A 25,510-nucleotide genomic window follows, 5' to 3' on the forward strand; every position below is an offset into this window, starting at 1 on the left:
CTGTTCCTGTAAGAACTTATCGACAAATGCCGGCAGAAAAGCCGGAACTTTGTTTTATATTATAGAAAAAGTGAGGGTTTTCCATGTTCCATGTCGAAAAACAATCTGGAGATAAAGAAAAAGACTATCAGCTTCTGCTAAAACAGCTCGAAGCCATGACCGAAGATGAAACAGATCAAATAGCTAACTATGCAAATGCCTCAGCACTGCTGTATCATTCGCTGCCTGAAGTCAACTGGGCGGGTTTCTATTTTGCCAAAGAAGAGGATGGACAGCTTGTGTTAGGTCCGTTCCAAGGCCTGCCGGCATGTGTTCGGATTCCTTTCGGCAGAGGGGTTTGCGGCACAGCGTACGCAAACGGAAAAGTGGAACGTGTTGAGGATGTAAACGCGTTTCCGGGACATATCGCCTGCGATGCAGCGTCTCAATCAGAAATTGTGCTTCCGATTCGTGTAGACGGAAAAATTGTCGGCGTCTTGGACATCGACAGCCCAGTGAAAAACCGTTTCGACGAAATTGATGAAAAATACTTAACTCAATTTGCCGAAACGCTAGAAAAAGCGTTAGCGCAGTAATATAAAAGCCCAAAACTGATATCGTTTTGGGCTTTTTTTATTTTATTGAGTCATGAATCATCAAGCGGTTTTTCCCGCTCCGTTTCGCGCTGTAGAGCGCTTCATCTGCCTCATGCACAAGCTCTTTCAGCGACTTTTTTGTTTCTGTCGTCCAGCAGGAGATACCGCAGGAAATGGTTACCTCGGGTTTCGTATTTTTTCTGACCGCGTAAACCAGCCGCTCGGTAATCCGTTTCCCCACTGCAACCGGCACATTTGGCAAATAAATCGCCAGCTCCTCTCCTCCCCAGCGGGCACCGACATCATGCTTTCGGATGTTGCTTTTAATCACTGAAGCGACTTGAATTAAAATCTCGTCCCCAGTCTGATGGCCGTACGTATCATTTACATTCTTAAAATTATCAATATCAACAAGAATAAAAACACCCTTTTGGTGGATTTTCATGCTGTATTGAATTTTTTCATCTAAATACGCTCGTGAATACAGTTCAGTCAGCTGATCTGTTTTCACGAGATGCTCAAGGCGGTCGCGAAGCATTGAGTTGGTTACAGCCAGTGTCGCGTGATGAATCAGCGCCTGAAACAGCTTGTACATTTCAAATGTAAAAGCGTACAGCTCCTGTTTCAATAAAACCGCAAAGCCTAAAAGCCGGTCGTTTTGAATCATCGGAGCAGCCATCAGCGAGCCGTACCCCGCCTTCCCAAAAACAGACTGGCCATTCCCGATGAAAACCCCTTTTTCACCTTCATACAGCTTTTCTTTCAGCTCATTATAAAAATCTGACGGCTTCGCTTCTTTAAAAAATGCTGTGCTGCCTGGAAGCAATGTTAGGTTTTCAAAATGGTCTATATGAAAAAATCCCACTTCTTCTGCCTGAAACGATTCTGCCATTCTCACAGCCAGATCATTCATTGTATCAGTCAATGTCAGCCGCTGATTCAGGCGTCGTGATGTTTCATTGATCAATTCCAAATTTGCGATGCTTGCTTTGGATTGTTCGTAGAGCTGGGCATTTTCAAACGCTTTTCCCGCGGCGTTTGCTAACAGCGACATTTCATCAAGGCAGGCATCAGTAAGAAAGCTGTCACCCGTTCCTTCAGCCTTCAACACCCCGTATGTGCCCTGCTGTCCTTTGATCGGAATATAGGCGACAGATTCATTTTTCCGCAAAATGTCTCCGGACAAATACACTTTGAGCGCAAAGGAATCGGATTTTTCCCCTTCCATATACAGCTCTTTTGCAGGAATCCCTAAACATTGGTCTTGATCGTGCGATATAAATAAAGAAAACTCAAAAAGAGAAAATGTGCTTGTCAAGCTTTCTAAAAGCTGCTTCAGCACATCTGTCTGATCAAGCAGTGAATGGAACAGCTCTGTCATTTTGTATATCTTTTTTTGGTAGATCGTTTTGTTATAGAGTCTTTCCTGTTTCATCGACTGGTTTAAAAATGAAGCAACCACGTCCGGAAGCCCTTCAGGAATCTCTTCATCCTGCCTGCACGCAAGATGGAAACGCCTGCCGGAGCCGTCCTCAATCAGGTAACATGAAGCGTTTATTTTCGAAGCGGAAAAACGCGCTTCACCATCTGCCAGTTTTGTCACAAAGTCTGATGATGACGGTGTAAGCGAAACACAAAGGGTTGAAAAATAGGTTTGAATAGCCGAAGTCAGCCATATGAAAGAGTCGGTGAATGTGACTTTTTCAGATTTGGTTAATAAAAAATCGAGCATATGATAATGAAAGGCGGATAATTGATCTTTAGTTTGTTCTACCATGTTTTTATCACCTAAAAGTTTACCACTAATTTTTGTTTATTATATCATAAACGGTGAAGCAATAATGGAGGAATGGTTGACTTCAAAACAAATAAATTATATAATGACCTTTGTGTGAAATATTGCAGCCTTTTTGTTCAGCTTCTATGTTTTCATTTTGTTCCTTATCAATAAGGTGTATCGTGTAACTCTCTGCTGCTGGAGCGAGGATACATGAAAACAAAATGTGCATGGTCGAATAGAGCAGACGGTTTTTATTTTCCACAAAAATAAAACCAAAGGAGGAGTCACATTATGGCTCGCTATACAGGTCCATCTTGGAAACTGTCCCGCCGTCTAGGAATCTCTCTTAGCGGTACAGGAAAAGAATTAGAAAAACGCCCTTACGCTCCAGGTCCACACGGCCCAGGACAACGTAAAAAATTATCAGAATACGGTTTGCAATTGCAAGAAAAGCAAAAGCTTCGTCACATGTACGGTGTAAACGAACGTCAATTCCGCACTTTGTTTGACAAAGCTGGCAAACTAGCTGGTAAACACGGTGAAAACTTCATGATTCTTTTAGATTCTCGTCTTGATAACGTTGTGTACAAGCTAGGTTTAGCACGTACTCGCCGTCAAGCTCGCCAATTGGTTAACCACGGTCACATTCTTGTAGACGGAAGCCGCGTTGACATCCCGTCTTACCTAGTGAAACCTGGTCAAACAATCGGTGTTCGCGAAAAATCAAGAAACCTTTCTATCATCAAAGAATCTGTTGAAGTGAACAACTTCGTTCCTGAATACCTTACTTTCGACGCTGAAAAGCTTGAAGGTACTTTCACTCGTCTTCCTGAGCGTTCTGAACTTGCTCCGGAAATTAACGAAGCGCTTATCGTTGAGTTCTACTCTCGTTAATCGTTTTAAAAACCCCTGCCGCTATGCGGTCGGGGTTTTTTTATCGTCTGTTTCGTCATTCGCCTCTTGCTGGCCAACACTATCTTGCGCCTGCTGCTCCCAATGATCCCGCTGCAGCCGTTCTTTTGCAATCGTACACATGAGATTCACGCTTTAGCGCTCCTTTCATTTAAAAGGTGGTGATTGGTCGTGTTTGCCCTATCTAATATACTCTTTTCCTTTCATTCCTATGCGGTAAACAAAAAGATCCTTTGCCTTCAGTGGCAAAGGATCTTTTTCTTATTTATACGTCACAAGGAAGTATTTTTTCTTCCCGCGGCGCAGAACAGTAAATTGGTTTTCGATGCGGTCTTCACCTGATAGGGTATAATTTATTTCCGTCTGGCGTTCACCGTTAATGTAAACAGCTCCGTTTTGGATGTCTTCACGCGCTTGGCGTTTAGAAGGAGATAATTTAGATTGCACCAACACATCTACAAGTGAAAGCTCTTGGGTGCTGTCAACTTCCATAGAAGGAACATCTTTAAAGCCTACTTTTACGTCTTGAGCAGAAAGCTCTTTAATATTGCCGCTGAACAGCGCTTGGGAGATGTTGATGGCTTGCTCCAGCGCCTCGCGTCCGTGAACAAGTGATGTCACTTCTTCTGCCAGGCGTTTTTGCGCTTCACGTTTTTCTGGCGCCGTTTCTGTTTTTTCAGCGTATGCTTCAATTTCCTCTTTTGAAAGGAACGTGAAGTATTTCAAGTATTTGACAACGTCACGGTCGTCTGTGTTGATCCAGAATTGATAGAATTCATATGGCGATGTTTTTTCTTTATCAAGCCAGATCGCGCCGCCTTCCGTTTTTCCGAACTTCGTGCCGTCTGCTTTTGTGACAAGCGGAATCGTTAGGCCAAACGCTTTTGCTCCTTCTTCTTCTGATTTTCTGATCAGTTCAAGACCCGCTGTGATGTTGCCCCACTGATCGCTTCCGCCGATTTGCAGTTTACAGTTTTTGTCTCTGTAAAGATTTAAGAAATCATAAGATTGAAGAATCATGTAGCTGAATTCCGTGTACGAGATGCCGGATTCAATTCTTGAGCTGACCGTATCTTTTGCCAGCATGTAATTGATGCCGAAATTTTTACCAACGTCACGAAGGAAATCGATCACATTCATTTTGCCGATCCAGTCAAAGTTGTTCGCGATGACAGCTGGGTTTTCTGCTGCTTCAAAATCTAGAAATCTGGACAGCTGGTTTTTGATTTTTTGGGACCATTCGGATACGATGTCAGCAGTGTTTAATGTACGCTCTGCTTTTTTTCCGCTTGGATCACCGATGAGGCCCGTCGCGCCGCCCACAAGCGCAATCGGATGATGCCCTGCAAGCTGAAAACGGCGAAGTGTTAAAATAGGCAGCAGGTGTCCGATATGCAAGCTGTCTGCTGTAGGGTCAAAGCCTGAGTACAAGCGGATTTTTTCTTCATTCAGCTGTTTATTTAACCCTTCTTCATCTGTCATTTGCTGAATCAATCCGCGGAAGGATAAGTCTTCAAGTAAGTTAGTCATAAGATAAAGCTCCTTTTTTAATTAAAATAAAAAACGCCCCTTCGTTTACACGAAGGGACGATTGATTATCGCGGTACCACCCTACTAATAAGAGAATGCAAACATTCGTCTTATCACTTTGCCTGATAACGGATCAGGTCCGTTCTTTCACTACTGAAAGCCTGGCCGGCTTTGTTTGCAAAAGCGGTTCATGAGTGTATTCGATATATCCGTCTGTGCTGATTTTCACCGGCCATCAGCTCTCTGGAACGTAAGGATATTCTACTTGTCTCAATCTTTACCTTTTCATATGAAGCTATATCATTTTTAACATAAATAAAATCCTGTGTCAACGCCGCCTTTTAATCCTCCATTGTTGACAGATCTCCAGCCGGCAGATTAAGCTCCCATGCCTTCAGCACGCGCCTCATGATCTTTCCGCTTCTGGTTTTCGGAAGCTTATCTTTAAATTCGATCTCACGCGGAGCCGCATGGGCTGCAAGACCCTGCTTTACAAATAGGCGGATCTCTTCTTTCAGTTTATCAGACGGCTCAAATCCTTCCCTGAGTGCAATAAAGGCTTTAATGATTTCTCCACGCACCGGGTCAGGCTTTCCGATAACGCCTGCTTCTGCAATAGCCGGATGTTCGACAAGCTTGCTTTCCACTTCAAATGGGCCGACGCGCTCACCGGAGGTCATGATGACGTCATCAACTCTGCCTTGGAACCAAAAGTATCCCTCTTCATCCATGTAAGCAGAATCCCCAGACACATACCAGCCGCCCGGCATGAAATACGATTCATACTTTTCAGGGTTATTCCAAATGGTATGCATCATGGAAGGCCAGCCCTTTTTGATGGCGAGATTGCCCATTCGGTACGGCGGTAGCTCGTTGCCTTGATTGTCAACGATCGCTGCCTCCACTCCTGGAATCGGCTTACCCATTGAACCCGGTTTAATATCCATGCAAGGATAGTTGCAGATGAGCTGACTGCCCGTTTCGGTCATCCACCAGGTATCATGGATTCGTTTGTTAAAAACTTTATGTCCCCATCTGATGACTTCCGGATTTAGCGGCTCACCGACACTGAGCACATGCCGGAGTGAAGTTAGATCATATTTCGCAGCCATTTCATCTCCCGCTCCCATCAGCATCCGAAAAGCTGTCGGCGCGCTGTACCAGACATTGACGCCAAGCTGTTCAATCGTTCCATACCAGCTTTCCGGGCTGAAACGTCCGCCGACGATGACATTTGTCGCTCCGTTCAGCCACGGTGCAAAAATGCCGTATACCGTACCTGTCACCCAGCCTGGATCAGCCGTGCACCAATAAATGTCTTCTTCCTTTAAATCAAGGACCCACTTTCCTGTTTGATATTGCTGAATCATCGCTTCATGGACATGCAACACGCCCTTTGGCGTACCAGTGGAACCTGATGTATAGTGAAGCAGAAAGCCGTCTTTTTTATCCATCCATTCGATATCCAATCTTGTGCTTTCCTGTTTCGCTGCTTCATCATAATTGATGATATTCGTGCCGCTCTCAGCCTCTCCCCCGACTACGAAGACATGCTGCAAGTGAGGCAGTTTGTCTACCGGTATTCTCTCCAGCAGCTCAGGCGTTGTGACAACAACCTTTGCCTCACTGTTTTCAAGCCGGTCTTTCACCGCTCCCTCCATAAATGCTTCGAACAGCGGCCCGGCGATGGCGCCAATTTTGATTGCGCCAAGCATAATAAAATAAAGCTCGGGTGATCTCGGCATAAAAATAAAAACGCGGTCCCCTTTTTCCACATTTCCATACCGTCTCAGCACATTCCCGGCTCTGTTTGATTCTTCCTTCATTTCTTTAAATGTGTATTTTTCATCCCTTTTTGCGTCTTTATAATAAAGCGCTACTTTGTTTTTTCGAAACGATTCGGCATGGCGGTCAATCGCTTCATACGCCGCATTCAGTTTCCCTGTCTCATGCCAAGAGAAATGTTTCTCTGCCTCGGCCCAATCAAAATGCCGGTACGTTTCTTCATAGTTTTTTAAGTTATGATCCCCCTCTATTGCTGGTAACGCTTTCAAGTTCATGCCCAAACATCCCCCTTTGCTGAAGTTGTCACAATTATTATAGTATATATTCATATTCTTCTCAATTTTTAAAATATAAACCATGTTGAAAACGCTTTATAATTTGGTATTCTTAAAGAAGGCATGTATTTTTGATAAGAATTGATGGGACGGTGAATTAGTGGAACATCATAAAACATACCATTCAGCAAACATCAAAACAGCAACCGGCTCTTTACTGATAGAAGGGCCTGTCTCTCCAGAGGATTTGGCAGGTTATGAGTTTCATAAAGATTTAACCGCATTTCGCCCGCCTCGCGAGCAGCATGAAGCGCTAGTCGACATTGCAGGCCTTCCCGAAGGGCGCATTATTATTGCCAGAGACGGCCGAACCATTGTCGGCTATGTCACGTATTTATATCCTGACCCGCTCGAAAGATGGTCTGAAGGAAATATGGAGGATTTGATTGAGCTCGGAGCCATCGAAGTAGCGCCGGACTATCGGGGATGCGCTGTCGGAAAGACGCTCCTGACCGTCAGCATGATGGATGAACAAATGGAAAACTACATTGTGATGACGACAGAATATTACTGGCATTGGGATTTAAAAGGGATGAAAAAAGATGTGTGGGAATACAGAAAGATCATGGAAAAGATGATGAATGCAGGCGGATTGGTCTGGTTTGCAACGGATGAGCCGGAGATCAGCTCCCACCCTGCAAACTGTCTGATGGCCCGCATTGGAAAAAACGTCAGCCAAGAATCAATTGAGCAATTTGACAGGCTCCGTTTTTATCATCGTTATATGTATTAACTGACACTGACAAAGGGGAAAAAATAATGATTGTTGAGCAAATCATGAAAAGAGATGTCATTACATTAACGAAGACGGATACGCTTGAAACAGCAATATGCAAACTGAAGGAATTCCATATCAGGCATCTGCCTGTTGTAGATGAAGAACGACACGTGATCGGCATGATTACAGACAGGGACATGAAACAGGCCAGCCCGAGTATTTTTGAAGAAAACAAACGAAGCCTATTTCTCACACGAAGCGTAGATTCAATTATGAAAAAGGATGTTGTCTGCGCCCACCCGTTAGATTTTGTCGAAGAAATATCAGCCGTGTTCTACGAGCATGGCATCGGCTGCCTACCAGTGGTACACCATCAAAAATTAATAGGCATTTTAACAAAAACCGATTTGCTGCGGACGTTTGTCAAATTGACAGGCGCTGACCAGCCGGGCTCGCAAATTGAGATAAAAGTAAACGACATCACCAAAAGCCTCGCTGAGATCAGCAGTCTTTGCCAAGACCTTCAAGTGAAAATATTAAGCGTGCTTGTTTATCCGCATGACGATCCCGGTGTAAAAGTGCTTGTCTTCCGTGTAAAAACGATGAATCCGCTGCCGTTTTTGCAGGCATTACAAAGAAATGGACACCACGTCGTATGGCCGTCAGAGCAAAGGGATCTGCTATGAGAGACAGTGTATTTATCTATTCTCCATCCTACCAAACCTATATGTTTCATCAGGAGCATCCCTTTAATCAGCAGCGGGTTCTGTTAACATATGATTTGCTTAAGACGATCAATGCCTTTGATGATGGAGACATTGTCACCCCCAGACTCGCTTCAGAAGAGGAGCTTTCCCTTGTCCACACGGACGATTACATTCAGGCCGTAAAGCTTGCGGGCGCCGGAAAGCTTCCCGCTGAAGAAGGAGAAAGCTACGGGCTCGGCACTGAAGACACACCCGTCTTTGCCGGCATGCACGAAGCGGCATCACTCTTGGTCGGCGGCACTTTAACGGCCGCAGACTGGGTCATGTCAGGACAAGCCCTGCATGCGGCAAACCTTGGCGGAGGGCTTCATCACGGCTTTCGCGGGAGAGCATCAGGATTCTGCATATACAACGACAGCGCTGTGGCTATTCAATATATCCAGAAAAAATATAGCGCCAGAGTGCTTTATATTGATACGGACGCCCACCACGGGGACGGTGTGCAATTTACATTTTACGATAATCCTGACGTATGCACGCTGTCCATTCATGAAACAGGAAGGTATTTATTCCCTGGAACCGGTCAGATCCAAGAAAAAGGAAGCGGAAAAGGATATGGCTATTCCTTTAATATTCCGCTTGACGCTTTTACAGAGGATGATTCTTTTCTTGAGGCTTACCGGACAGCAGCTTCAGAAGTCGCCGCGTATTTCGAGCCCGATGTCATTATCAGCCAAAACGGCGCCGATGCCCATTACTACGACCCGCTGACGCATTTATCAGCAACAATCAATATATACGAAGAAATCCCCCGTCTTGCACACACTTTGGCTCATCAATATTGCGGAGGGAAATGGATTGCAGTCGGAGGCGGCGGATATGATATTTGGCGTGTCGTGCCCCGCGCCTGGGCCAGAATATGGCTTGAAATGAAGGGAATTGACCCGGGTCACGAGATCCCGCCGGAATGGATTGTTAAATGGCAAAAACAATGCCCCGTGGCCCTTCCGTCGAGCTGGAGCGATCCGGCTGATTTATATCCTCCGATTCCCCGCAAGCCTGAAATTACAGAAAAAAATGCCCAAACTGTCAGCAAAGCATTATATGCGATACGTTCTGAACAGCAAAGAACAAAGTAAAAAACGACCTTTACGAAGAGGTCGTTTTTGATTTTTTAATCACTATTTCCACACGCCGATTTTCCTTCATGTGTTCATTTGTCTTGTTATCCTTTACTGGCTTTGTATCCGCATAACCGACAGCAATAAAGCGCTTGGAGGGAAGCTTCTCTTTAGACGTGAAGTATTGAATCACTCCACTTGCCCGTGCTGCTGATAGCTCCCAGTTCGACGGGTATCGGTATGTCGAAATGTTTCGGCTGTCTGTATGTCCCTCAACCTGAATGTCATTTGGAATTGTTTGAAGAAGAACGGCAATTTGGTGAAGAAGTGTTTCGGCATTTTTCAGCACCTTTGCCTCACCTGTATCAAACAGCACAGCCTCCTGAAGAACGAGCACGACACCGCGTTCATCCCGTTTGGCTGTCATTTGGGCCTTCAAATGATTGTCTTTTATATATGTATTTACTTTCTTGAGAAGCTGATCCTGCTGATCCTCTTGCTTCTTCGTATCAGATGGGGATGTATTCTTTTTTTCTATGGATGTTTGGTCCGGCTGAAGCCCGTTGCCTTCCTTCTGGATCGAGTCCACTGCCGCTTTGAATTTTTGCAGATCGATTTGGGACATCGAAAAGAGTAAAATAAAGAACACAAGGATCAAGGTGATCAGATCTGTAAAGGTTACCATCCAGCTGGATGAAGATTGACTGTTTTTTCCGCTTCCATTCCTTCTTTCAAAACGTTCTCTTCTAAGCTTCATGTACAGATCCCTTTTTTGTTTTTACTTGTTTTGGCTGCTTCTGCCATTCTTCCCGTGAGCTGAAAACGACCAGCTGGCTTTCAAGGTTGCGCGGGTTTTTTCCGGATTGAACACCGATAATCCCTTCCACCATTACCTGCTTGATGAAAATTTCACTTTCTGTTTTCTCTTCAAGCTTAGCCGCGATCGGGTTGAAGACCATATTTGCCAGTAATGAACCATATAAAGTCGTCAGAAGCGCAATGGCCATGTTTGGTCCGAGCATATGCGGGTCATTTAAGTTTTTAAGCATCAGCACAAGCCCGACGAGTGTTCCGATCATTCCCCACGCCGGAGCGAATTCTCCCGCTTTTTCAAAAACCCGCCGCCCTTTGCGGTGCCGTTCCTCCATTGCTGCGATTTCTGAATCCATGACGAGCCGAATCGTTTCTTCATCCCAGCCGTCAATCGCTAAAAGCAGCCCTTTTTTCAAGAATGGATCTTTGATTTCCCGAGCCTGATCATCCAATGATAAAAGCCCGTGTTTTCGCGCGTGATCGGAAAGGGAAACAAAGGTTTTCACAAGATCTTTCACATTGTCTTCCTGGCGGATGAATGCCTGCTTTAACACAGAGGGCGCTTTTTTCAGCTCTCTTGGCGGAAAACTGATAAAAACAGCGGCGCAAAGTCCCCCTGTTACGATGAAGAAAGAGGTCAGATCAAGAAAAGAGCGGAAACCGCTTACTCCCGATCCTGAAATAATCCCGATAACAATAATAATCGTTCCTAACACAAATCCAACAGGTGTAAGATAATCAAAACGTTTCATCATTTCTCCCCATGAAAAAAGCAAGAATTCACCATAAAGGTGAAGCTTGCTCTTTGTTTTTCTTATGACTTGGTTGACTTTCTAAGCTCTATACGGTGCGGCAGTTCGACGATATGCTCTTCAACCGGCTCTTTATTCATGAGCTTCGTCAGCAGTCTCATCGCAACGGCGCCGATATCATATGTCGGCTGAACAACTGTTGAAAGCTGCGGACGAACCATGAGGCTTAATCTTGTATTATCAAAACCGATAATGTCGAGATCCTCCGGAATGGATAAGCCCTGATCCTGAGCAGCATGGATAATGCCGAGTGCCATTTCATCAGTTGCAGAAAGAATGGCTGTCGGTTTTTTATCCAGGCTCATCAGATGCTGCAGTGCTTCGAGTCCGGAATCATATGTGTAATCCCCTTCAGCTACAAATTGTTCATTAAACGGAAGGTTCGCTTCTTCAAGCGCACGTTTGTAGCCTTGGAGTTTTTTCGAACGGTTGATCGGTTCTGCCATTGGTCCGGAAACGAACGCGATGTCTGTATGTCCTTTATCAACCAAAAGCTTCACGGCATCATAAATCGCCTGTTCGTAATCGATAGCGACTGACGGTGTTTCCTCCTGCTCTTCTACAGAAGCGGCAAGTACAATCGGCACTGGAGAACGCTTAAATTCCGCCACATGCTCGTCCGTAATGTTTCCGCCCATAAACACGATGCCGTCCACTTGTTTACCGAGCATTGTGTTTAACAAGTGCAGCTCTTTCTCCATGTTTTGGTCAGAGTTGCTCAAAATAATATTGTATTTATACATTGTCGCGATATCTTCAATTCCGCGCGCAAGCTCTGAATAGAAAATGCTTGAGATATCGGGAATGATGACACCTACAGTTGTTGTTTTTTTACTTGCCAGTCCTCTTGCCACCGCGTTTGGACGGTAACCGAGACGTTCAATGGCTTCCAAGACTTTTTTTCTCGTTGTCGGTTTTACATTCGGGTTGCCGTTCACGACACGGGAAACGGTTGCCATGCTTACATTAGCTTCTCTCGCTACATCGTAGATCGTAATATTGCTCATCCTAAAACCACTCCTTTTACTGGATACACTTATCCTTATCTATAGCATAAACACTTTATGTAGAGAAATGTCATAATGTCCGAATTTATGTCGTTTATGATTTGTAAGCGTAAGTCAGTAGTGTACATTATTTTTCATTATTCATCAAATTTAATTACTTCTCATGAAATTATACACGTTTTTATAGATGATGAAAACGTATACTTGGTTTTTATAACTAAATAAACGAGAAAGCATAAAAAAAGGCCGCAGGCGCGGCCTTTTGGATTGTTCAATTAAGCGTTGACTTTCACCATTGGCTTCAGTTCATTCAGCCATTTTTCGAATTCAGGAATCGCCATTTGCTGAGCAGAGTCAGAAAGTGCGACTGACGGATCAGGGTGAACCTCAGCCATTACGCCATCAGCACCGATCGCTAAAGCGGCTTTAGCTGTCGGAAGCAAGAGGTCACGGCGGCCTGTTGAATGCGTAACATCAACAAAGACTGGCAAATGCGTTTCTTGTTTCAAAATCGGCACAGCTGAAATATCCAGCGTGTTTCTCGTTGCTGTTTCATATGTTCTGATTCCGCGCTCACAAAGGATAATTTGGTCATTTCCTTGTGACATGATGTATTCAGCAGCATTGATGAATTCAGAGATCGTTGCAGCAAGACCGCGCTTCAGAAGCACTGGCTTTTTCACTGCGCCGGCCGCTTTCAGCAATTCGAAGTTTTGCATGTTGCGCGCTCCGATTTGAATGACATCAATGTAGTCCAGCGCTTCTTCGATATGAGCCGGAGTTACGATTTCACTGATAACCGCCAGATCAAATTCATCCGCTACACGTTTTAAAATTTGAAGGCCTTCAACACCAAGCCCTTGGAAATCGTATGGGCTCGTACGAGGCTTAAAGGCTCCACCGCGCAAAATTTTAATCCCTTGTTTTTTCGCAGCTGCAGCGACTTCAGCTACCTGCTCATAGCTCTCTACCGCACATGGGCCGACAATGAATCTTTGCTGGCCGTCTCCGATTTTTTCGCCTTTGATATCAACAATTGTATCTTCAGGTTTTTTCTTGCGGGAGACAAGCAGCGCTTTGCTGTGATCTTCTTCCTGAAGCTCTAAACCGGCTTTGAATATCTCTTTAAAAATGTGCTGGATGGTTGAATTTTCGAACGGCCCGTCATTGTTTTCAATGATATTGTTTAACATTGTGCGTTCTCTGACAGGGTCAAATCGGTTGACACCCTGTGCTTCCTTCGCTTTACCGATCTCTTTTACAACATTGCCGCGTTCGTTGATTAATTTTAAAATTTGTAGGTTTAATTCGTCTGCTTTCTGCCTTAAAAGCTCTAACTCTGTGTTGCTCATTTTTTTCATCCTTTCCCTGCACATTCATTTTTTATTTTGTAGTTATCATGCATCTTACTATAAGTAATTCCAAATGGAAATACTGAAATACAAAAAATTTTATAAAAACTCTACTTTATTACCCAAACGCTTTTAAGTGATAAAGTAATCTATGAAGCTATCCTACATGATGTGAGGGCAATGTTCAAGGGTTTTTTACAAAAAAAAGCGCCAGATGATATCTGGACGCTTTTTTCTATGACAAATGCTGCTCAATAGCGGCTTCTGTAATTTGTGAATGTGAGGTATGCCATTTCACTTTACCGTTCTGAATGATGAATATCTGAGGGCTTTCATGCTTGACCCCATATGTTTCTGCAATGAAATTGGACAGCGGCCGGGCTTCTTGTACTTGAAGATAGTAAGCCGGCACATCCTCATGCTGATTTGCAAAGGCATCAAACTCATGAAATGCTGCCTGGCTGATCGGGCATGTGGTGCTGTGTTTCAAGAAGACGAAAACGCCTTCCTGTTCTGCAATCCGTTTAAATTCTTCCTCAGATTGAATAAGCTGTTTAGCCATGACTCAAGCTCTTCCTTCCCTGCTCAGCGATTCAACTGCTCAGCCTGTTTTTGTGCATCTTTCAGTTCGTCTTTTACATCTTCTTTCGTCTGGAGGACTTGATCTTTTGTTTCATCAGCTGCCTGCATCGCTTCTTCCCTCATATCTTTCATTGCAGTCGATGAATCCGTTTTGTCAGATTTGGAACGGTCTCTTAAATCCTTTACCTTGTTCATGATCTGCCCAGACTGATCCGCTACAAGCTGTGTGATGTTGGAAGTTTTGTCTTTTGCGATGCTGACATATTGCGTGCCTTTTTCCTTCGCATCTGCCGTCATTTTATCAGTTTTGTCCCGTAAGGCAACAGCCTGGCTGCCGAGATCGTCGCGAAGTTCTTTGCCTGATTTAGGTGCTAGAAAAAGAGCTGTAGTGGCACCGATGATTCCCCCGATTAAAGTTCCGATTAAAAAATCTTTACTATTAATTCCATCTTTGCTCATCATTATTCCTCCTCTTAGTATTTTTTTCTCTTACAGGGCTGATTTTTTCTTTTGCTTCCATTTCTCCCAAATTTCCATTGCTGCTTGACTCCAAGTGACAACTTGATTGATCTTATCTTGATTCTCTCTAACTGATGCCGATACAGACCCTGCCGCTTGTTTCATGGATGTATTGAACTGCTGTACAGAAGCTCCCACTCCTTGAACAGCATGAACGACCGTGTTCAGCTTTTCTGATTTTTCCTGAATATCTTCAGCCAGGCGGTTGGTCTTATGTAAAAGCTCGGCTGTTTCAGTTGTGATGCCCTTCATTTGTCCCTCCAGCCCTTCAAGAGTGGATGCGACGTTTTTTAGTGTCAGCTGCAATGACTTCAATGTTTTAGACAAGTAGATCACTAATACGAGAAATGCAACTGCGATGAGTGCAACGCTCAAATAAAGAATAATAATCATCTCAAACCTCCTTGCTGCAGGATATACTGCTGTTTACCCGTTTTCTTCAATCCTAAACATGTGTACTGGGCTGTATACATACTATTCTCCGTTATGTAAGAAAATCCTTTAATAAGCTTTTCCATCAGATAAATAAAAAGCAGTGAGATCACTGCTTTTTATTATGCCATGACGTTTTCGTAGGCTCTCATATATTTTTGGATATCTCCTGCTCCCATGAAGATGAGAACGGCTTTATCATGAGCTTTTAAAACAGATGTGTCATCTTCTTCAATCAGCTTGGCATTATGAATTTTTCCCTGGAGATCGCCGATCGTCAGCTTTCCGGCATTCTCACGGGCTGAGCCGAAAATATCGCATAAATACACACAGTCAGCGCCGCTCAGGCTTTCTGCAAATTCGTCAAGAAACTGTTGCGTCCGTGTAAATGTATGAGGCTGAAATACCGCGACAATTTCCCGATCTGGATACTTCTGTCTTGCCGCCTCGATTGTCACTTTTATTTCTGTCGGATGATGGGCATAGTCATCAATCAGCACTTGATCCCCAAGCTGCTTCTCATTGAATCTGCGTTTGACGCCCCCAAAGGATTTGAGAGCATGCTTAATGATGCTGGAATCAATTTCTTCATAATGGCATAACGCAATGACCGCCAATGAGTTTAATACATTGTGGTGGCCGTACGCAGGAATATAAAACGTATCATAGAACGTATTGCGGACAAAGACATCAAAAGTTGTCCCTTCCGTGCTTTTTACGATGTTTCTGGCTTGAAAATCATTTTCTTCCCCCGTGCCGTAATACACAACCGGGACGTTTGCATGGATTTTCGGCAGATGCTCATCGTCTCCGCAGGCAATAATGCCTTTGTTGACTTGAAGAGCCATCTCTTGGAAAGCGTCAAATACATCGTCAATGCTTGAAAAGTAATCAGGGTGATCAAAATCAATATTCGTCATAATCGCATAATCTGGCTGATAGCTTAAGAAATGGCGGCGGTATTCGCACGCTTCAAACACAAAGTATTCGCTGTTTTCATTTCCCTGGCCTGTTCCGTCTCCGATTAAGAAAGACGTCGGTTTTGCGTTTTGGATCACGTGAGCCAGCAGACCCGTAGTCGACGTTTTGCCGTGTGCGCCCGTAACGGCAACACTCGTGAATTTTTTCATGTAGTCGCCTAAAAACTTATGATAACGTATCACCGGAATTCCCTCAGACATCGCTTTTTCTATCTCAGGATGCGTGTCTGGGAATGCGTTTCCGGCGATGACTGTCATGCCGGGTTTAATATTTTCCGCGCTAAAAGGAAGAATCGTAATATTTCTTTTTTCAAGCGCTGTTTGCGTAAAAATAAATTTTTCGATATCCGATCCTTGGACAGTATATCCATTATCATGAAGTATTTGGGCAAGCGGACTCATACCGGTCCCTTTTATTCCAACAAAATGATAAACAGTCATAATTGTACCTCCAACAAACGTCTATCTGTTCCCCAGTATATGACGCTCATTTCAATTTGCGACCGCGGCGGCTGAAAAGCCTCCCTTAGCGGCGTATTTTATATGTTTTGTTATGTTTAGTATCAGGTTATTTCTTTCCGATTAAACCCAGATATCAAGATTTGTCTATGCACAGCTGCTGTAAAGCGGCATAGCTGTTAAATGCTCTAAACACTATCATACCATGTTTGGTGTGAAAATGAACCCATATTATTCGTTTATTAAATCACTTGCTGTGATCAGCACCTCTCGAGGCTTGCTTCCTTTTGCCTCAGAGATCATGCCTTCCGCTTCCATCATGTCGATCAGCCTTGCCGCACGATTGTAACCGATTCTGAATCTTCTTTGCAGGCTTGAAGTGCTCGCACTGTTTTGCTCTACAACAAACTCACACGCTTCGTAAAACAGTTCATCCTCTTCTTTCAGGGCTGATCCTTGTCTTACGAGCTCTTCTTGTTCAAATAAATAGGTCGGCGGCATTTGGCTTCTGACGTGGGAAACGACGCGGTCGATTTCCCGGTCTGACACAAAGTTACCTTGCAGACGTACCGGTTTTCCCGATCCGTTTTCCAAAAAGAGCATATCCCCTTTTCCGAGAAGCTTTTCTGCACCGGCTATGTCAATAATTGTTCGGGAATCAACCTGGCTTGAGACAGAAAAGGCGATTCTCGTCGGGATATTCGCCTTAATCAGACCTGTTATGACATCGACTGACGGACGCTGAGTTGCGACGAGAAGATGGATACCGCACGCTCTGGCTTTTTGGGCGATCCGCGCAATGCTTTCTTCCACATCGTTTGGAGCCACCATCATCAAATCTGCAAGCTCATCAATAATGACAACTAAATATGGCAGCTTTTCACCCATTTGGTGTTCAGCGGTTAATTGATTAAAGCGGCCAATATCGCGGACACCTGAATGGGCAAAAAGCTCATAGCGTCGCTCCATTTCCTCAACGACCCATTTCAAAGCAGCTGTAGCCGCTTTAGCGTCAGTAATGACCGGGCTGACGAGGTGAGGAATTTTATTGTAAGGGGCCAGCTCTACCATTTTCGGATCAATCAGCAGCACCTTTACCTCACTCGGGTCAGCTTTATAAAGCAGGCTTACTAATATTGTATTGATGCATACGCTTTTTCCGGAGCCTGTAGCGCCGGCAATCAAGCCATGCGGCATTTTCTTCAAGTCGATAACAACAGGATTTCCCGAAATATCTAATCCCAGCGCAGCTGTGAGCGGTGACTTGCTTGTCCTGAAAGCTGAGCTGCGAATCATTTGGCGCAAATCAACCACCTTGCTCGTGCGGTTCGGCACTTCAATTCCGATCGTGTTTTTCCCCGGAATCGGCGCTTCAATCCGAATATCTTTAGCTGAGAGACTGAGTTTAATATCATCGGACAAGTTGGTGATTTTATTCACCTTTACACCCGGTTCAGGATGCACTTCAAATCTCGTGACAGACGGACCCTGGGTTACATGGACCACATTGGCGCGGACATTGAAATTTTTCAAGGTCAAATCAAGAAGCTGACGCTGTTCTTCGATCCACGCAGTATCATCTTGAACCTGCGCTGGCGGGACATCAAGCAGTGCAACATTCGGAAATACATAGCTGCCGCGGCGCTCCTCTGCTTTTTGCTGTTTATGCGTATCTCTTTTCAGCATCATCACATTAAAAGGAACGGATGGCCCTTTTTGAGAAGATGCGCTTTGTTCAGTCCTTTTCTCCTGTACACCAGGCCTTTTTTTCGGCTCTTCTGAAGCTTCGCGAGGTTTGTCTGCGCGAATTTCCTGCCGGTTTTCAAGAGTTGCAGTAGACGATTTGGAACCCTGCTCCATGTGTTCAGTTTTCTCAAGCTCTGTATGGCTGTCTGGCTGAACATCTATCTTCGTTTCCTGAGCCTCTCCCAGGGTGTCATAATGATTATTTATTATGCTTTCTGATGGCTCTTCTGATTCTTTTGCCACAGTTTCTGCTTGAGCCAGAGCCTCTGATGAATACTCATGATCAGTAAATAAAGGCTCTTCCTGACGAATGTCCATTTGTTCTTCTTGAACGAACGGGGACTCAGCACCTTCTGCCGCGTTTTCATGATGATTGTATACTGGGCTGTCTGACGGCTCTTTTGCTTTTTCATCCTCAGATACTGCCTCTGTCTGAGATTCAGGAGCTGTTTGCTCTTCATCAAGTTCAGCGGAGAAAACAGGCTCTTCAAATTTCTCTGGCTGCTGCTCCCTTTGTTCTTCCTCAGCCGTTGCAGGCTCTTCGCGGCCTACTTCACTGTCTGAAAGCCCTTCAGCCGCCGTATCTGTGAGCATCTCAGGCGGTGTTTGCTCTTCGGCTTGTTCAGCTGGGAAGAAAGGCTCCTCTTTTTCCGGCTGTTGAACGCCTGACTCAAATGGCACTTTGTTACCTGACGGCTCGGCTGGCCGTTTCGCCAGCGCCTCATCATGCTCCGTATCCTTTCTGTTTAAAACGCCAGAAGGCTGTTTTTCAAATTGGGTATCCGGGAAGAAAGGACTTTCTATTTTGGAATGCGCCTGTGTGTCTGAAGCAGGATAGCCGCGTTCACGTTCGATCTCTTCTGACAGCAGTGTTACCTTCTCTTTTACCGATTTATCCGGTTCGTTCAATGTTTCAGAAGGCTTTTTCGGCACATCCTTTTTAACAGATGGTTTTTGATTGAATCCATAGACAGGCGAAGGGATATTTGTCGGTTTAAACGGTTTCTTCGCCGGCTCTGCTGCTTGATATGTATGCTGCTCTTCTTCATTTCTGGGACGCTCTCTGTAAGGTGCAGCACTTGGACGAGGCGCGGATTTCGGTTCGTCCGATGGTGTGCGGCGCCTTCTCAGGTCATGATTTTTGTATCCGTCAGGCACGACTGGAAAACGGAATTTGCCTTTTGGATATTCATAATATATTTTAGGATCTTCCAATCTTTTTAATTGTCCTTCAGGATGATGTACTTCTTGTTGCTGCGGAATTTGAGCGGGTTTTGTCTCCCGTTCAGCATCCTCTTCGCTTTCGCCTAAAAACAAATCAAAAAATTTATGAAGCCAACTCATAATTTATCTCTAACTCCCTTATAGTTTTCTGGGACGGTTTTTAGTATACCACTGCTGGTCGGCCCAGAAAAGATTAAGCTATCAGCAGAAACAAAGCCGCTAAACAAGGGCTTAGCGGCTTTTCACATGATTCGTTTTTTTTGGCGGATTTATGGGAGTCTAAAACTGAAATGCGTCTCCCGCCTCATAGTCTCCTTCTAACACAAGGATTCCTTTTTCAGCAGGGGCATCCGGCAAATCAAGCTCTTTCGCTGAGCAGATCATCCCGCTTGACGGAACGCCACGAAGCTCTGCATCCTTAATGACAAGTCCGCTAGGCATCACAGCACCGACTTTGGCAACGACAACTTTTTGGCCTTGGTCAACGTTAGGCGCGCCGCAGACGATCTGAAGCGTTTCTTCTCCTACGTTGACTTTACATACGCTTAATTTATCCGCATTCGGATGTTTTTCTTTTGATTCTACATAACCCACAACAAACTTCGGAGATAAATCAACGACTAATGTTTCTTCAACGCCGTTTCTGTTTAAAATCTCATTCACATCTTGCACGAATGTTTCTGAGAGCGCAACAGGGCCGTTTTCATCAATGGTCAAGTAAGAAGACGCATTGAAAATGTTGAAGCCCGTTGTTTCTTTTGTTTCGTTATTGAAAATTTTGACGACGTCGCCGTGTTTTTCATAGCCTAATTGTTCGCGTGTCACATCTTGAAGAGAGATCAGGAGCGTGTCTCCCACACCTTCTTTATTATAAAAAGCGTTCATAAGTAAAAATCCTTTCTAATCCTTTTTCGGACGGCTTTTCGCCAGGATAAACACCGGTTCCAGCTTTCCTTCATTGTACAAAAATGATAGGGCGGTAATCGGGACGGTGCCGCCTGCAAAGAAGCTCATCGACATTTGTCCTAGAATATCATACCCCGATTCATTCCGGATGTCAGCAAGAATCAAAACGTCCTGATGAGGAACAGAGATCGCCAGCTCACCTTCTGCATGCTGCTTATACTCATTTAAGATCGCTTCGTTCAAAATCCGGCTTGCGTCGTATCCGTCGTTTGCCCTGAAGAAATAAAAGTAATTGCCGGCAACCGTATCCTCTTTGACAACCGTCGGCAGGGAACGGAGATTAAATGCGGCCGTCTCTCTGATCCGCTCTTTTGTCCAGTTTTCTTTCTCAAGCATGCGCTGGTCAATTAAACGGTAGGTTTTCCCGAGATCTAGCGCGTAATAAATTCTTGTCTCTGCGGTATGATCGTCATAAATGAGCGGGATATCTTCGCTGGACTTGTCCGGGAAGGAAGTCGAGCGGATGACCGGATAAATGCGAGTTTCTTTCCCGGTCATTTCCTGAGCCTTCCCTTCCATTGCCGTCATCGCTTCGGAGACATAGTACACGATCTCATCAATGGCTTCGTCTTTTTTCAGTTCCCATTTTGCAATAATCGGCGGCAAATCGAGTGTAATCCCTTTTTTAGTCGTTTGATCCTCAACACGGAGGGTGTCTTTTTCTCTGTCAAACAGAAAGGAGCGATTCTCGTGCTGAAGGCGCTGCTTCAGTATATCTGACAGCTTCCTTGAGGTCATTTTCAAACCGATGTCCTCCTTTACGCTTTAGCGAGAGAGTCTGTTAAAAACTGTTCAATTTCTTCTTTTGTTTTGCGGTCTTTGCTCACAAAACGATTTACTTCTTTTCCTTCATTAAACACCACAAAGCTTGGGATTCCGTAAATTTCCCACTCTGCACATGTATCAATGAATTTGTCACGGTCTACGTAGTAGTAGGTGAATTCAGGGAAATTCGCTTCCAGTTCAGGCAGGAAAGGCTCTACAAAACGGCAATCCGGGCACCAATCGGCCGAAAACATAAATACAGACCAATCATCCTTTACCGCTTTTTCCAGCTCTTGAGTTGATTCAATTTTTTTCATTTCATATCCCTCCAGTTGTTTATGTTCTTACATGTTTTTTATCGATACTCGTCCATTTGGATCATACCAAACTGCTTGAGGCAAAACCACTTATATGCAACGAATGAATATGTAAGATTGGCTTTCCCATTATCATTATCATATTTTATTTGCATTATCAAGCTCGTTTCGTTTAACATCGTGTACATGAGGGTGAAATTTACAGATGGATATACATAAGGAGGGATTTTTATTATGGAGTTTATCGTCTATTTAGCAGGAGAAATCCACAGCAATTGGCGCGAGGAAATTAAAGAAAAAACAAAATCACTGAAGCTCCCGATTACGTTTGTTGGCCCGATGGAGAATCATGACCGCTCAGACAATATTGGTGAAGAAATTATGGGCGTACAGCCAAATGCCGTTTTAAAGGATGACAAAGCCTCTGACATCAACAACTTCAGAACCGCCGTCCTGATGAATAAAGCAGACTTTGTGATCGCCCTGTTTGGCGAAAAGTACAAACAGTGGAACACGGCAATGGATGCATCATATGCGATCGCAAAAGGAAAACCCCTGATTATCATCCGGCCGGAATCGCTCCACCATCCTTTAAAAGAGCTTTCCAATAAAGCGAATATTACGGTTGAAACCGTTAACCAAGCCATTAAGGCCCTTTCCTATCTATTTGAAACAGAATAAGAAAAAAGCTTGTCGATCCGGGCTTACTGCTCGTTCAACAAGCTTTTATGAAACCTACATATTTTCTTTAATCGCATCCACTGTCTGCTTATCGCAGGCTGTTACAAGTTTGATGAGCATTTCTTTAGCAGCAGCATAATCATCAATATGAATGATAGAAGCGTTTGTATGAATATAGCGGGAACATATTCCGATAACCGCTGACGGCACACCGCTGTTCGAAATATGAACCTTGCCTGCGTCTGTTCCCCCGCCGGATACAAAATATTGATATGGAATATCATGCGTTTCAGCCATATCAAGAACGAATTCCCTCATTCCGCGATGCATGACTGTCGTTCTGTCAAGAATGCGCAGCAAAAAGCCTTTTCCAAGCTGGCCGAATTCATTTTTGTCTCCGCTCATATCGTTTGCCGGGCTGGCGTCAAGGGCGAAAAACAAGTCCGGTTTAATCATATGAGAAGCCGTCTGCGCGCCCCTTAGCCCTACTTCTTCCTGAACCGTTGCACCCGCATAGAGTGTATTCGGAAGCTCTTTACCGTGTAATTCCTTCAGAAGTTCAATGCTTAAGCCGCATCCATATCTGTTATCCCATGCTTTTGATAAAATTTTCTTTTCATTCGCCATCGTCGTAAACGGACAAACAGGCACGATCTGCTGTCCCGGTCTAATGCCGATTTTGATGGCGTCTTCCTTATCATCCGCTCCAATGTCGATCATCATGTTTTTGATATCCATCGGTCGGTTTCGCTGCGCATCTGTCAATAAATGCGGCGGTATGCTTGAAATCACACCCGGAACCGGCCCGTTATCTGTTTGAATTTCAACCCGCTGCGCAAGCAAAACTTGGCTCCACCAGCCTCCGAGCGTCTGGAATCTGAGCAGCCCGTTGTCTGTAATGGATGTCACCATGAAGCCGACTTCGTCCATGTGCCCGGCTACCATAATTCTCGGTGCGTCCTCTGCGCCTCGTCTGACTCCGAAAACACTTCCCAGTCTGTCCTGAACGATGTCATCTGCATATTTGGCTAGCTCCTGCTTCATAAAAGCACGAACCTGATGCTCATTGCCCGGCGCGCCGGGAAGCTGCGTCAGTGTTTGGAAAAGCGCTTTCGTTTCTTGATTCATGTTTTCCCCTCATTTCTATGTAGTCCTTTTATTTTATTAGAAACAATGAAGTTTTCCAAGCACTCTGACCCAATCTGCTCGATCAGCCGCGTATTGCTTAACAGGATTTGGCTGTTTCTGTATAATGAAAAGTACGATCAACCAGGAGGTGCTTTATTTTGAAATTGCGTCATCTTCTTTTAGGAGCAGGACTTGGAATTTGTACGGCTGTCGTTGTGAGACAATATGTGATGAAGCCTTATATTTCTTCAGAAAAAGCGCTTCGAATTGTAAAATCTGCTTTTAAGCAGCGGGGCCCGATTGACGGATCATGGATTTACACCCAGCCGGAGCCCTACAATATTAACGGAGAAACGGTACAGGTATACAAAACCGGCATTACACGATCAGCTTTCGGAGAATTAGAACAGTATGAAGTCATGGTGGATGCGAAAACGGGAGAAATTGTTGATGTCATTGATACAATCGCCTCTTAACACCGGACAAGCAAAAAATAGAAGCCGCTGCCCACGCAGCGGCTCTTTTTTATTATATCGCGCGAATCGGTTTGTATACCGGATACCACATCGCATCCTGCACTGCCTGTATAATGTCTTCAGGCTCTTCCGTAGCGACGCCTTCCTTCATTGCGGTTTTTGCAACTTCAACAGCAACGGTTGCCGAAACAGTGCGCAAATCTTCAACTTTTGGAAGCATCGGCGCGCCAGGCACCCCGACATTGACCATACCTGCGATTGCCCGGGCACATGCTTCAAACATGCCGTCGGTAATTAATTTTGATTTGGTAACAATCGTTCCAAGACCGAGACCAGGGAAGACAAGCGCGTTGTTTGCCTGCCCGATATGATACGTAACTCCGTTATATTCAACTGGCGGGAACGGGCTTCCTGTCGTGATCAGCGCACGGCCTTCTGTCCATTCGATTAAATCCTCTGGTTTTGCTTCAGAAAGAGTTGTCGGATTTGACATTGGCAAAATCGCCGGCCGTTTCACATGTGACGCCATTTCTTTTACAATTTCTTCAGTGAAAGCGCCGGAAACCGTAGATGTGCCGATCAGGATCGTCGGTTTCGCCTGCCGGACCACTTCAAGAAGATCAATGCCTCCGCCGTCTCCGTTCCGCTGATAATCCTTCACTTCATCAGCCGAACGGGCATACGGCTTTTGGAAATCAAGAAGCTGATCCATATCATCTGTTAACAGCCCGTTTCTGTCTATGCACCAGAAGCGCTTGTATGATTCTTCTTCACTCAGTCCCTCGCGCACCAATGCTTCCCGCAGCTGTTCGGCAATTCCGATTCCTGCCGTTCCCGCTCCGAATATAACAACTCTGTGATCTCTCAGCGGAACTTTAGACGCTTTTGCACAGGATAAGACTGCGGCCAAAGAAACAGCGCCAGTTCCTTGGATATCATCATTGAAGGTACACACTTTATCTTTATAGCGTTTCAAAATGCTTCGCGCGTTTTTCGCCCCGAAATCCTCCCAATGCAGCAATGCATTCGGAAATGTTTCTCTCGCCAGCGCAACGTAGTCGTCAATAAATTGGTCATAGCGTTCCCCGCGCACTCTGGAATGCTGGTTGCCGACATAAAGCGGGTCGTTTAAGAGGCTCTCCTGATTTGTCCCCGCATCTAAAACTACAGCCAGCACTCTGCTCGGATCAATGCCCGCAGCCGCTGTATAAACCGCCAGCTTGCCAATAGAAATCGCGATTCCTCCGACGCCCCAGTCACCGATTCCTAAAATTCCTTCCGCATCAGTTGCAACAATTAAATCGATCGTATCGCTTTGATCTTTATACTGTTTAAATGCTTCTTTCATACCGTCCGGGTCATCGATTGACAGATAGAGCCCTCGTGGTTTTCTGTATTCATGGCTGTATCTCTGGATTGCCGTTCCGACTGTCGGTGTGTAGACAATCGGGAGCATTTCCCCTAAATGGTCATTTAACAGGCGGTAAAACAGCGTTTCATTCCGATCGTGCAGCGCCGTTAAATAGACATTTTTGCTCAAATCGTCAGGCTGTGCGGAATATTGTTCATACGCTCTTTTCGCCTGATCATCAATTGTTAATACCTTGGGCGGCAGAAAGCCTTTTAAACCAAGTTCTTTTCTTTCTTCCTCAGTAAAAGCAACACCTTTGTTCAAAAAAGGAACAGAGAGCACTTCAAGGCCTCTTAATGTTGTTTGAATGTCTCCTTCGTTTGTTACTCTGAATTGTTTCACCCTGCCTCTTCCTTTCTGAGCATAATTAGTACTAG

Annotated in this window: 26 protein-coding genes and 1 other annotated feature; of the genes, 7 read left to right on the forward strand and 19 right to left on the reverse strand. The window is 44.7% G+C overall.

Translation table 11 applies throughout. The features are described 5' to 3' along the window. Positions 1 to 83 precede the first annotated feature (83 nt). Entirely contained in the window at positions 84 to 575 is a 492-nt protein-coding gene (locus tag MHB62_RS15230) for a GAF domain-containing protein (protein WP_014477664.1), read from the forward strand. A 37-nt stretch (positions 576 to 612) separates the two neighbouring features. On the opposite strand, the gene MHB62_RS15235 is transcribed toward MHB62_RS15230, so the two are convergent. After that, a complete protein-coding gene (locus tag MHB62_RS15235) occupies positions 613 to 2,352 on the reverse strand; it encodes a diguanylate cyclase domain-containing protein (protein WP_032722348.1) in 1,740 nt (579 codons plus the stop codon). A 294-nt stretch (positions 2,353 to 2,646) separates the two neighbouring features. Here MHB62_RS15235 and rpsD point away from each other — a divergent pair, with 294 nt between their 5' ends. Then, the gene (rpsD, locus tag MHB62_RS15240; protein ID WP_003229304.1) at positions 2,647 to 3,249 is read left to right on the forward strand and encodes a 30S ribosomal protein S4; all 603 of its coding nucleotides are present in this window, start codon (positions 2,647 to 2,649) and stop codon (positions 3,247 to 3,249) included. 21 nt (positions 3,250 to 3,270) lie between these two features. Here the strand turns inward: rpsD and sr7p are convergent, their stop codons facing one another. The 3 genes from sr7p to acsA all read right to left on the reverse strand — a co-directional run bounded on the left by sr7p (position 3,271) and on the right by acsA (position 6,857). After that, positions 3,271 to 3,399 carry a small protein SR7P gene (gene sr7p / locus MHB62_RS15245; protein WP_032722349.1) on the reverse strand — a complete coding sequence of 43 codons (129 nt, stop codon included), beginning with the start codon at positions 3,397 to 3,399 and terminating at the stop codon, positions 3,271 to 3,273. Positions 3,400 to 3,528: 129 nt separating this feature from the next. After that, positions 3,529 to 4,797 (reverse strand): tyrosine--tRNA ligase, encoded by a 1,269-nt coding sequence (tyrS, locus tag MHB62_RS15250; protein WP_003229300.1) that lies wholly within the window; start codon positions 4,795 to 4,797, stop codon positions 3,529 to 3,531. A gap of 50 nt (positions 4,798 to 4,847) precedes the next feature. Continuing rightward, positions 4,848 to 5,084 (reverse strand) — a binding site (T-box leader). 54 nt (positions 5,085 to 5,138) lie between these two features. Further along, entirely contained in the window at positions 5,139 to 6,857 is a 1,719-nt protein-coding gene (gene acsA, locus MHB62_RS15255) for an acetate--CoA ligase (protein WP_004399030.1), read from the reverse strand. 160 nt (positions 6,858 to 7,017) lie between these two features. Here acsA and acuA point away from each other — a divergent pair, with 160 nt between their 5' ends. The 3 genes from acuA to MHB62_RS15270 are packed head-to-tail and all read left to right on the forward strand — an operon-like array spanning position 7,018 to position 9,481. Then, entirely contained in the window at positions 7,018 to 7,650 is a 633-nt protein-coding gene (gene acuA, locus MHB62_RS15260) for an acetoin utilization protein acetyltransferase AcuA (RefSeq protein ID WP_003229296.1), read from the forward strand. Between the two features lie 26 nt (positions 7,651 to 7,676). Further along, positions 7,677 to 8,321 carry an acetoin utilization AcuB family protein gene (locus MHB62_RS15265; protein WP_003229294.1) on the forward strand — a complete coding sequence of 215 codons (645 nt, stop codon included), beginning with the start codon at positions 7,677 to 7,679 and terminating at the stop codon, positions 8,319 to 8,321. After that, positions 8,318 to 9,481: an acetoin utilization protein AcuC gene (locus MHB62_RS15270; protein ID WP_004398517.1), complete on the forward strand. Its 1,164-nt coding sequence runs from the start codon at positions 8,318 to 8,320 to the stop codon at positions 9,479 to 9,481. The genes MHB62_RS15265 and MHB62_RS15270 overlap by 4 nt, the downstream gene beginning before the upstream one ends. Positions 9,482 to 9,491: 10 nt before the next feature. Here the strand turns inward: MHB62_RS15270 and motS are convergent, their stop codons facing one another. The 13 genes from motS to MHB62_RS15335 form a co-directional block, all read right to left on the reverse strand. Beyond that, positions 9,492 to 10,220 (reverse strand): flagellar motor protein MotS, encoded by a 729-nt coding sequence (gene motS, locus MHB62_RS15275; RefSeq protein ID WP_003229290.1) that lies wholly within the window; start codon positions 10,218 to 10,220, stop codon positions 9,492 to 9,494. Further along, complete coding sequence (gene motP / locus MHB62_RS15280) at positions 10,210 to 11,028, reverse strand: flagellar motor protein MotP (protein WP_014477672.1); 819 nt, start codon at positions 11,026 to 11,028, stop codon at positions 10,210 to 10,212. Before motP ends, motS begins: the two co-directional genes overlap by 11 nt. A gap of 62 nt (positions 11,029 to 11,090) precedes the next feature. Further along, positions 11,091 to 12,095 carry a catabolite control protein A gene (ccpA, locus tag MHB62_RS15285; RefSeq protein ID WP_003229285.1) on the reverse strand — a complete coding sequence of 335 codons (1,005 nt, stop codon included), beginning with the start codon at positions 12,093 to 12,095 and terminating at the stop codon, positions 11,091 to 11,093. A gap of 275 nt (positions 12,096 to 12,370) precedes the next feature. Further along, on the reverse strand, positions 12,371 to 13,447 hold the full coding sequence (locus MHB62_RS15290) for a bifunctional 3-deoxy-7-phosphoheptulonate synthase/chorismate mutase (protein WP_003223454.1): 1,077 nt from the start codon (positions 13,445 to 13,447) through the stop codon (positions 12,371 to 12,373). A 235-nt stretch (positions 13,448 to 13,682) separates the two neighbouring features. Further along, entirely contained in the window at positions 13,683 to 14,009 is a 327-nt protein-coding gene (ytxJ, locus tag MHB62_RS15295) for a bacillithiol system redox-active protein YtxJ (protein ID WP_032722350.1), read from the reverse strand. A 23-nt stretch (positions 14,010 to 14,032) separates the two neighbouring features. Next, the gene (locus MHB62_RS15300; protein ID WP_032722351.1) at positions 14,033 to 14,488 is read right to left on the reverse strand and encodes a YtxH domain-containing protein; all 456 of its coding nucleotides are present in this window, start codon (positions 14,486 to 14,488) and stop codon (positions 14,033 to 14,035) included. A gap of 30 nt (positions 14,489 to 14,518) precedes the next feature. Continuing rightward, entirely contained in the window at positions 14,519 to 14,941 is a 423-nt protein-coding gene (locus MHB62_RS15305) for a DUF948 domain-containing protein (protein ID WP_003229276.1), read from the reverse strand. Positions 14,942 to 15,102: 161 nt separating this feature from the next. After that, positions 15,103 to 16,401: a UDP-N-acetylmuramate--L-alanine ligase gene (gene murC, locus MHB62_RS15310; protein WP_003229274.1), complete on the reverse strand. Its 1,299-nt coding sequence runs from the start codon at positions 16,399 to 16,401 to the stop codon at positions 15,103 to 15,105. 249 nt (positions 16,402 to 16,650) lie between these two features. Next, complete coding sequence (gene sftA / locus MHB62_RS15315; protein WP_032722352.1) at positions 16,651 to 19,509, reverse strand: DNA translocase SftA; 2,859 nt, start codon at positions 19,507 to 19,509, stop codon at positions 16,651 to 16,653. Positions 19,510 to 19,668: 159 nt separating this feature from the next. After that, positions 19,669 to 20,274, reverse strand: a complete 606-nt coding sequence (ytpR, locus tag MHB62_RS15320; protein WP_003229269.1) for a YtpR family tRNA-binding protein — start codon at positions 20,272 to 20,274, stop codon at positions 19,669 to 19,671. Between the two features lie 15 nt (positions 20,275 to 20,289). Next, positions 20,290 to 21,099, reverse strand: a complete 810-nt coding sequence (locus MHB62_RS15325; RefSeq protein ID WP_009967991.1) for a DUF1444 domain-containing protein — start codon at positions 21,097 to 21,099, stop codon at positions 20,290 to 20,292. Between the two features lie 14 nt (positions 21,100 to 21,113). Further along, on the reverse strand, positions 21,114 to 21,437 hold the full coding sequence (locus tag MHB62_RS15330; RefSeq protein WP_003229265.1) for a thioredoxin family protein: 324 nt from the start codon (positions 21,435 to 21,437) through the stop codon (positions 21,114 to 21,116). A gap of 38 nt (positions 21,438 to 21,475) precedes the next feature. Then, entirely contained in the window at positions 21,476 to 21,592 is a 117-nt protein-coding gene (locus MHB62_RS15335; RefSeq protein WP_004399150.1) for a hypothetical protein, read from the reverse strand. A 79-nt stretch (positions 21,593 to 21,671) separates the two neighbouring features. Between MHB62_RS15335 and MHB62_RS15340 the strand changes: the two genes are divergently transcribed. Continuing rightward, positions 21,672 to 22,118, forward strand: coding sequence for a YtoQ family protein (locus tag MHB62_RS15340; protein WP_003229263.1), 447 nt, complete (start codon positions 21,672 to 21,674; stop codon positions 22,116 to 22,118). A gap of 54 nt (positions 22,119 to 22,172) precedes the next feature. Here MHB62_RS15340 and MHB62_RS15345 read toward each other — a convergent pair whose 3' ends face one another. Beyond that, complete coding sequence (locus MHB62_RS15345) at positions 22,173 to 23,246, reverse strand: M42 family metallopeptidase (protein WP_015251442.1); 1,074 nt, start codon at positions 23,244 to 23,246, stop codon at positions 22,173 to 22,175. A gap of 158 nt (positions 23,247 to 23,404) precedes the next feature. Between MHB62_RS15345 and MHB62_RS15350 the strand changes: the two genes are divergently transcribed. After that, positions 23,405 to 23,722: a PepSY domain-containing protein gene (locus MHB62_RS15350; RefSeq protein ID WP_003229259.1), complete on the forward strand. Its 318-nt coding sequence runs from the start codon at positions 23,405 to 23,407 to the stop codon at positions 23,720 to 23,722. Positions 23,723 to 23,774: 52 nt separating this feature from the next. On the opposite strand, the gene MHB62_RS15355 is transcribed toward MHB62_RS15350, so the two are convergent. Then, positions 23,775 to 25,475 carry an NAD-dependent malic enzyme gene (locus MHB62_RS15355; RefSeq protein ID WP_003229258.1) on the reverse strand — a complete coding sequence of 567 codons (1,701 nt, stop codon included), beginning with the start codon at positions 25,473 to 25,475 and terminating at the stop codon, positions 23,775 to 23,777. Positions 25,476 to 25,510: the final 35 nt, after the last annotated feature.

It is taken from the genome of Bacillus sp. FSL K6-0255, assembly GCF_045040725.1.
Lineage (GTDB): Bacteria > Bacillota > Bacilli > Bacillales > Bacillaceae > Bacillus > Bacillus subtilis.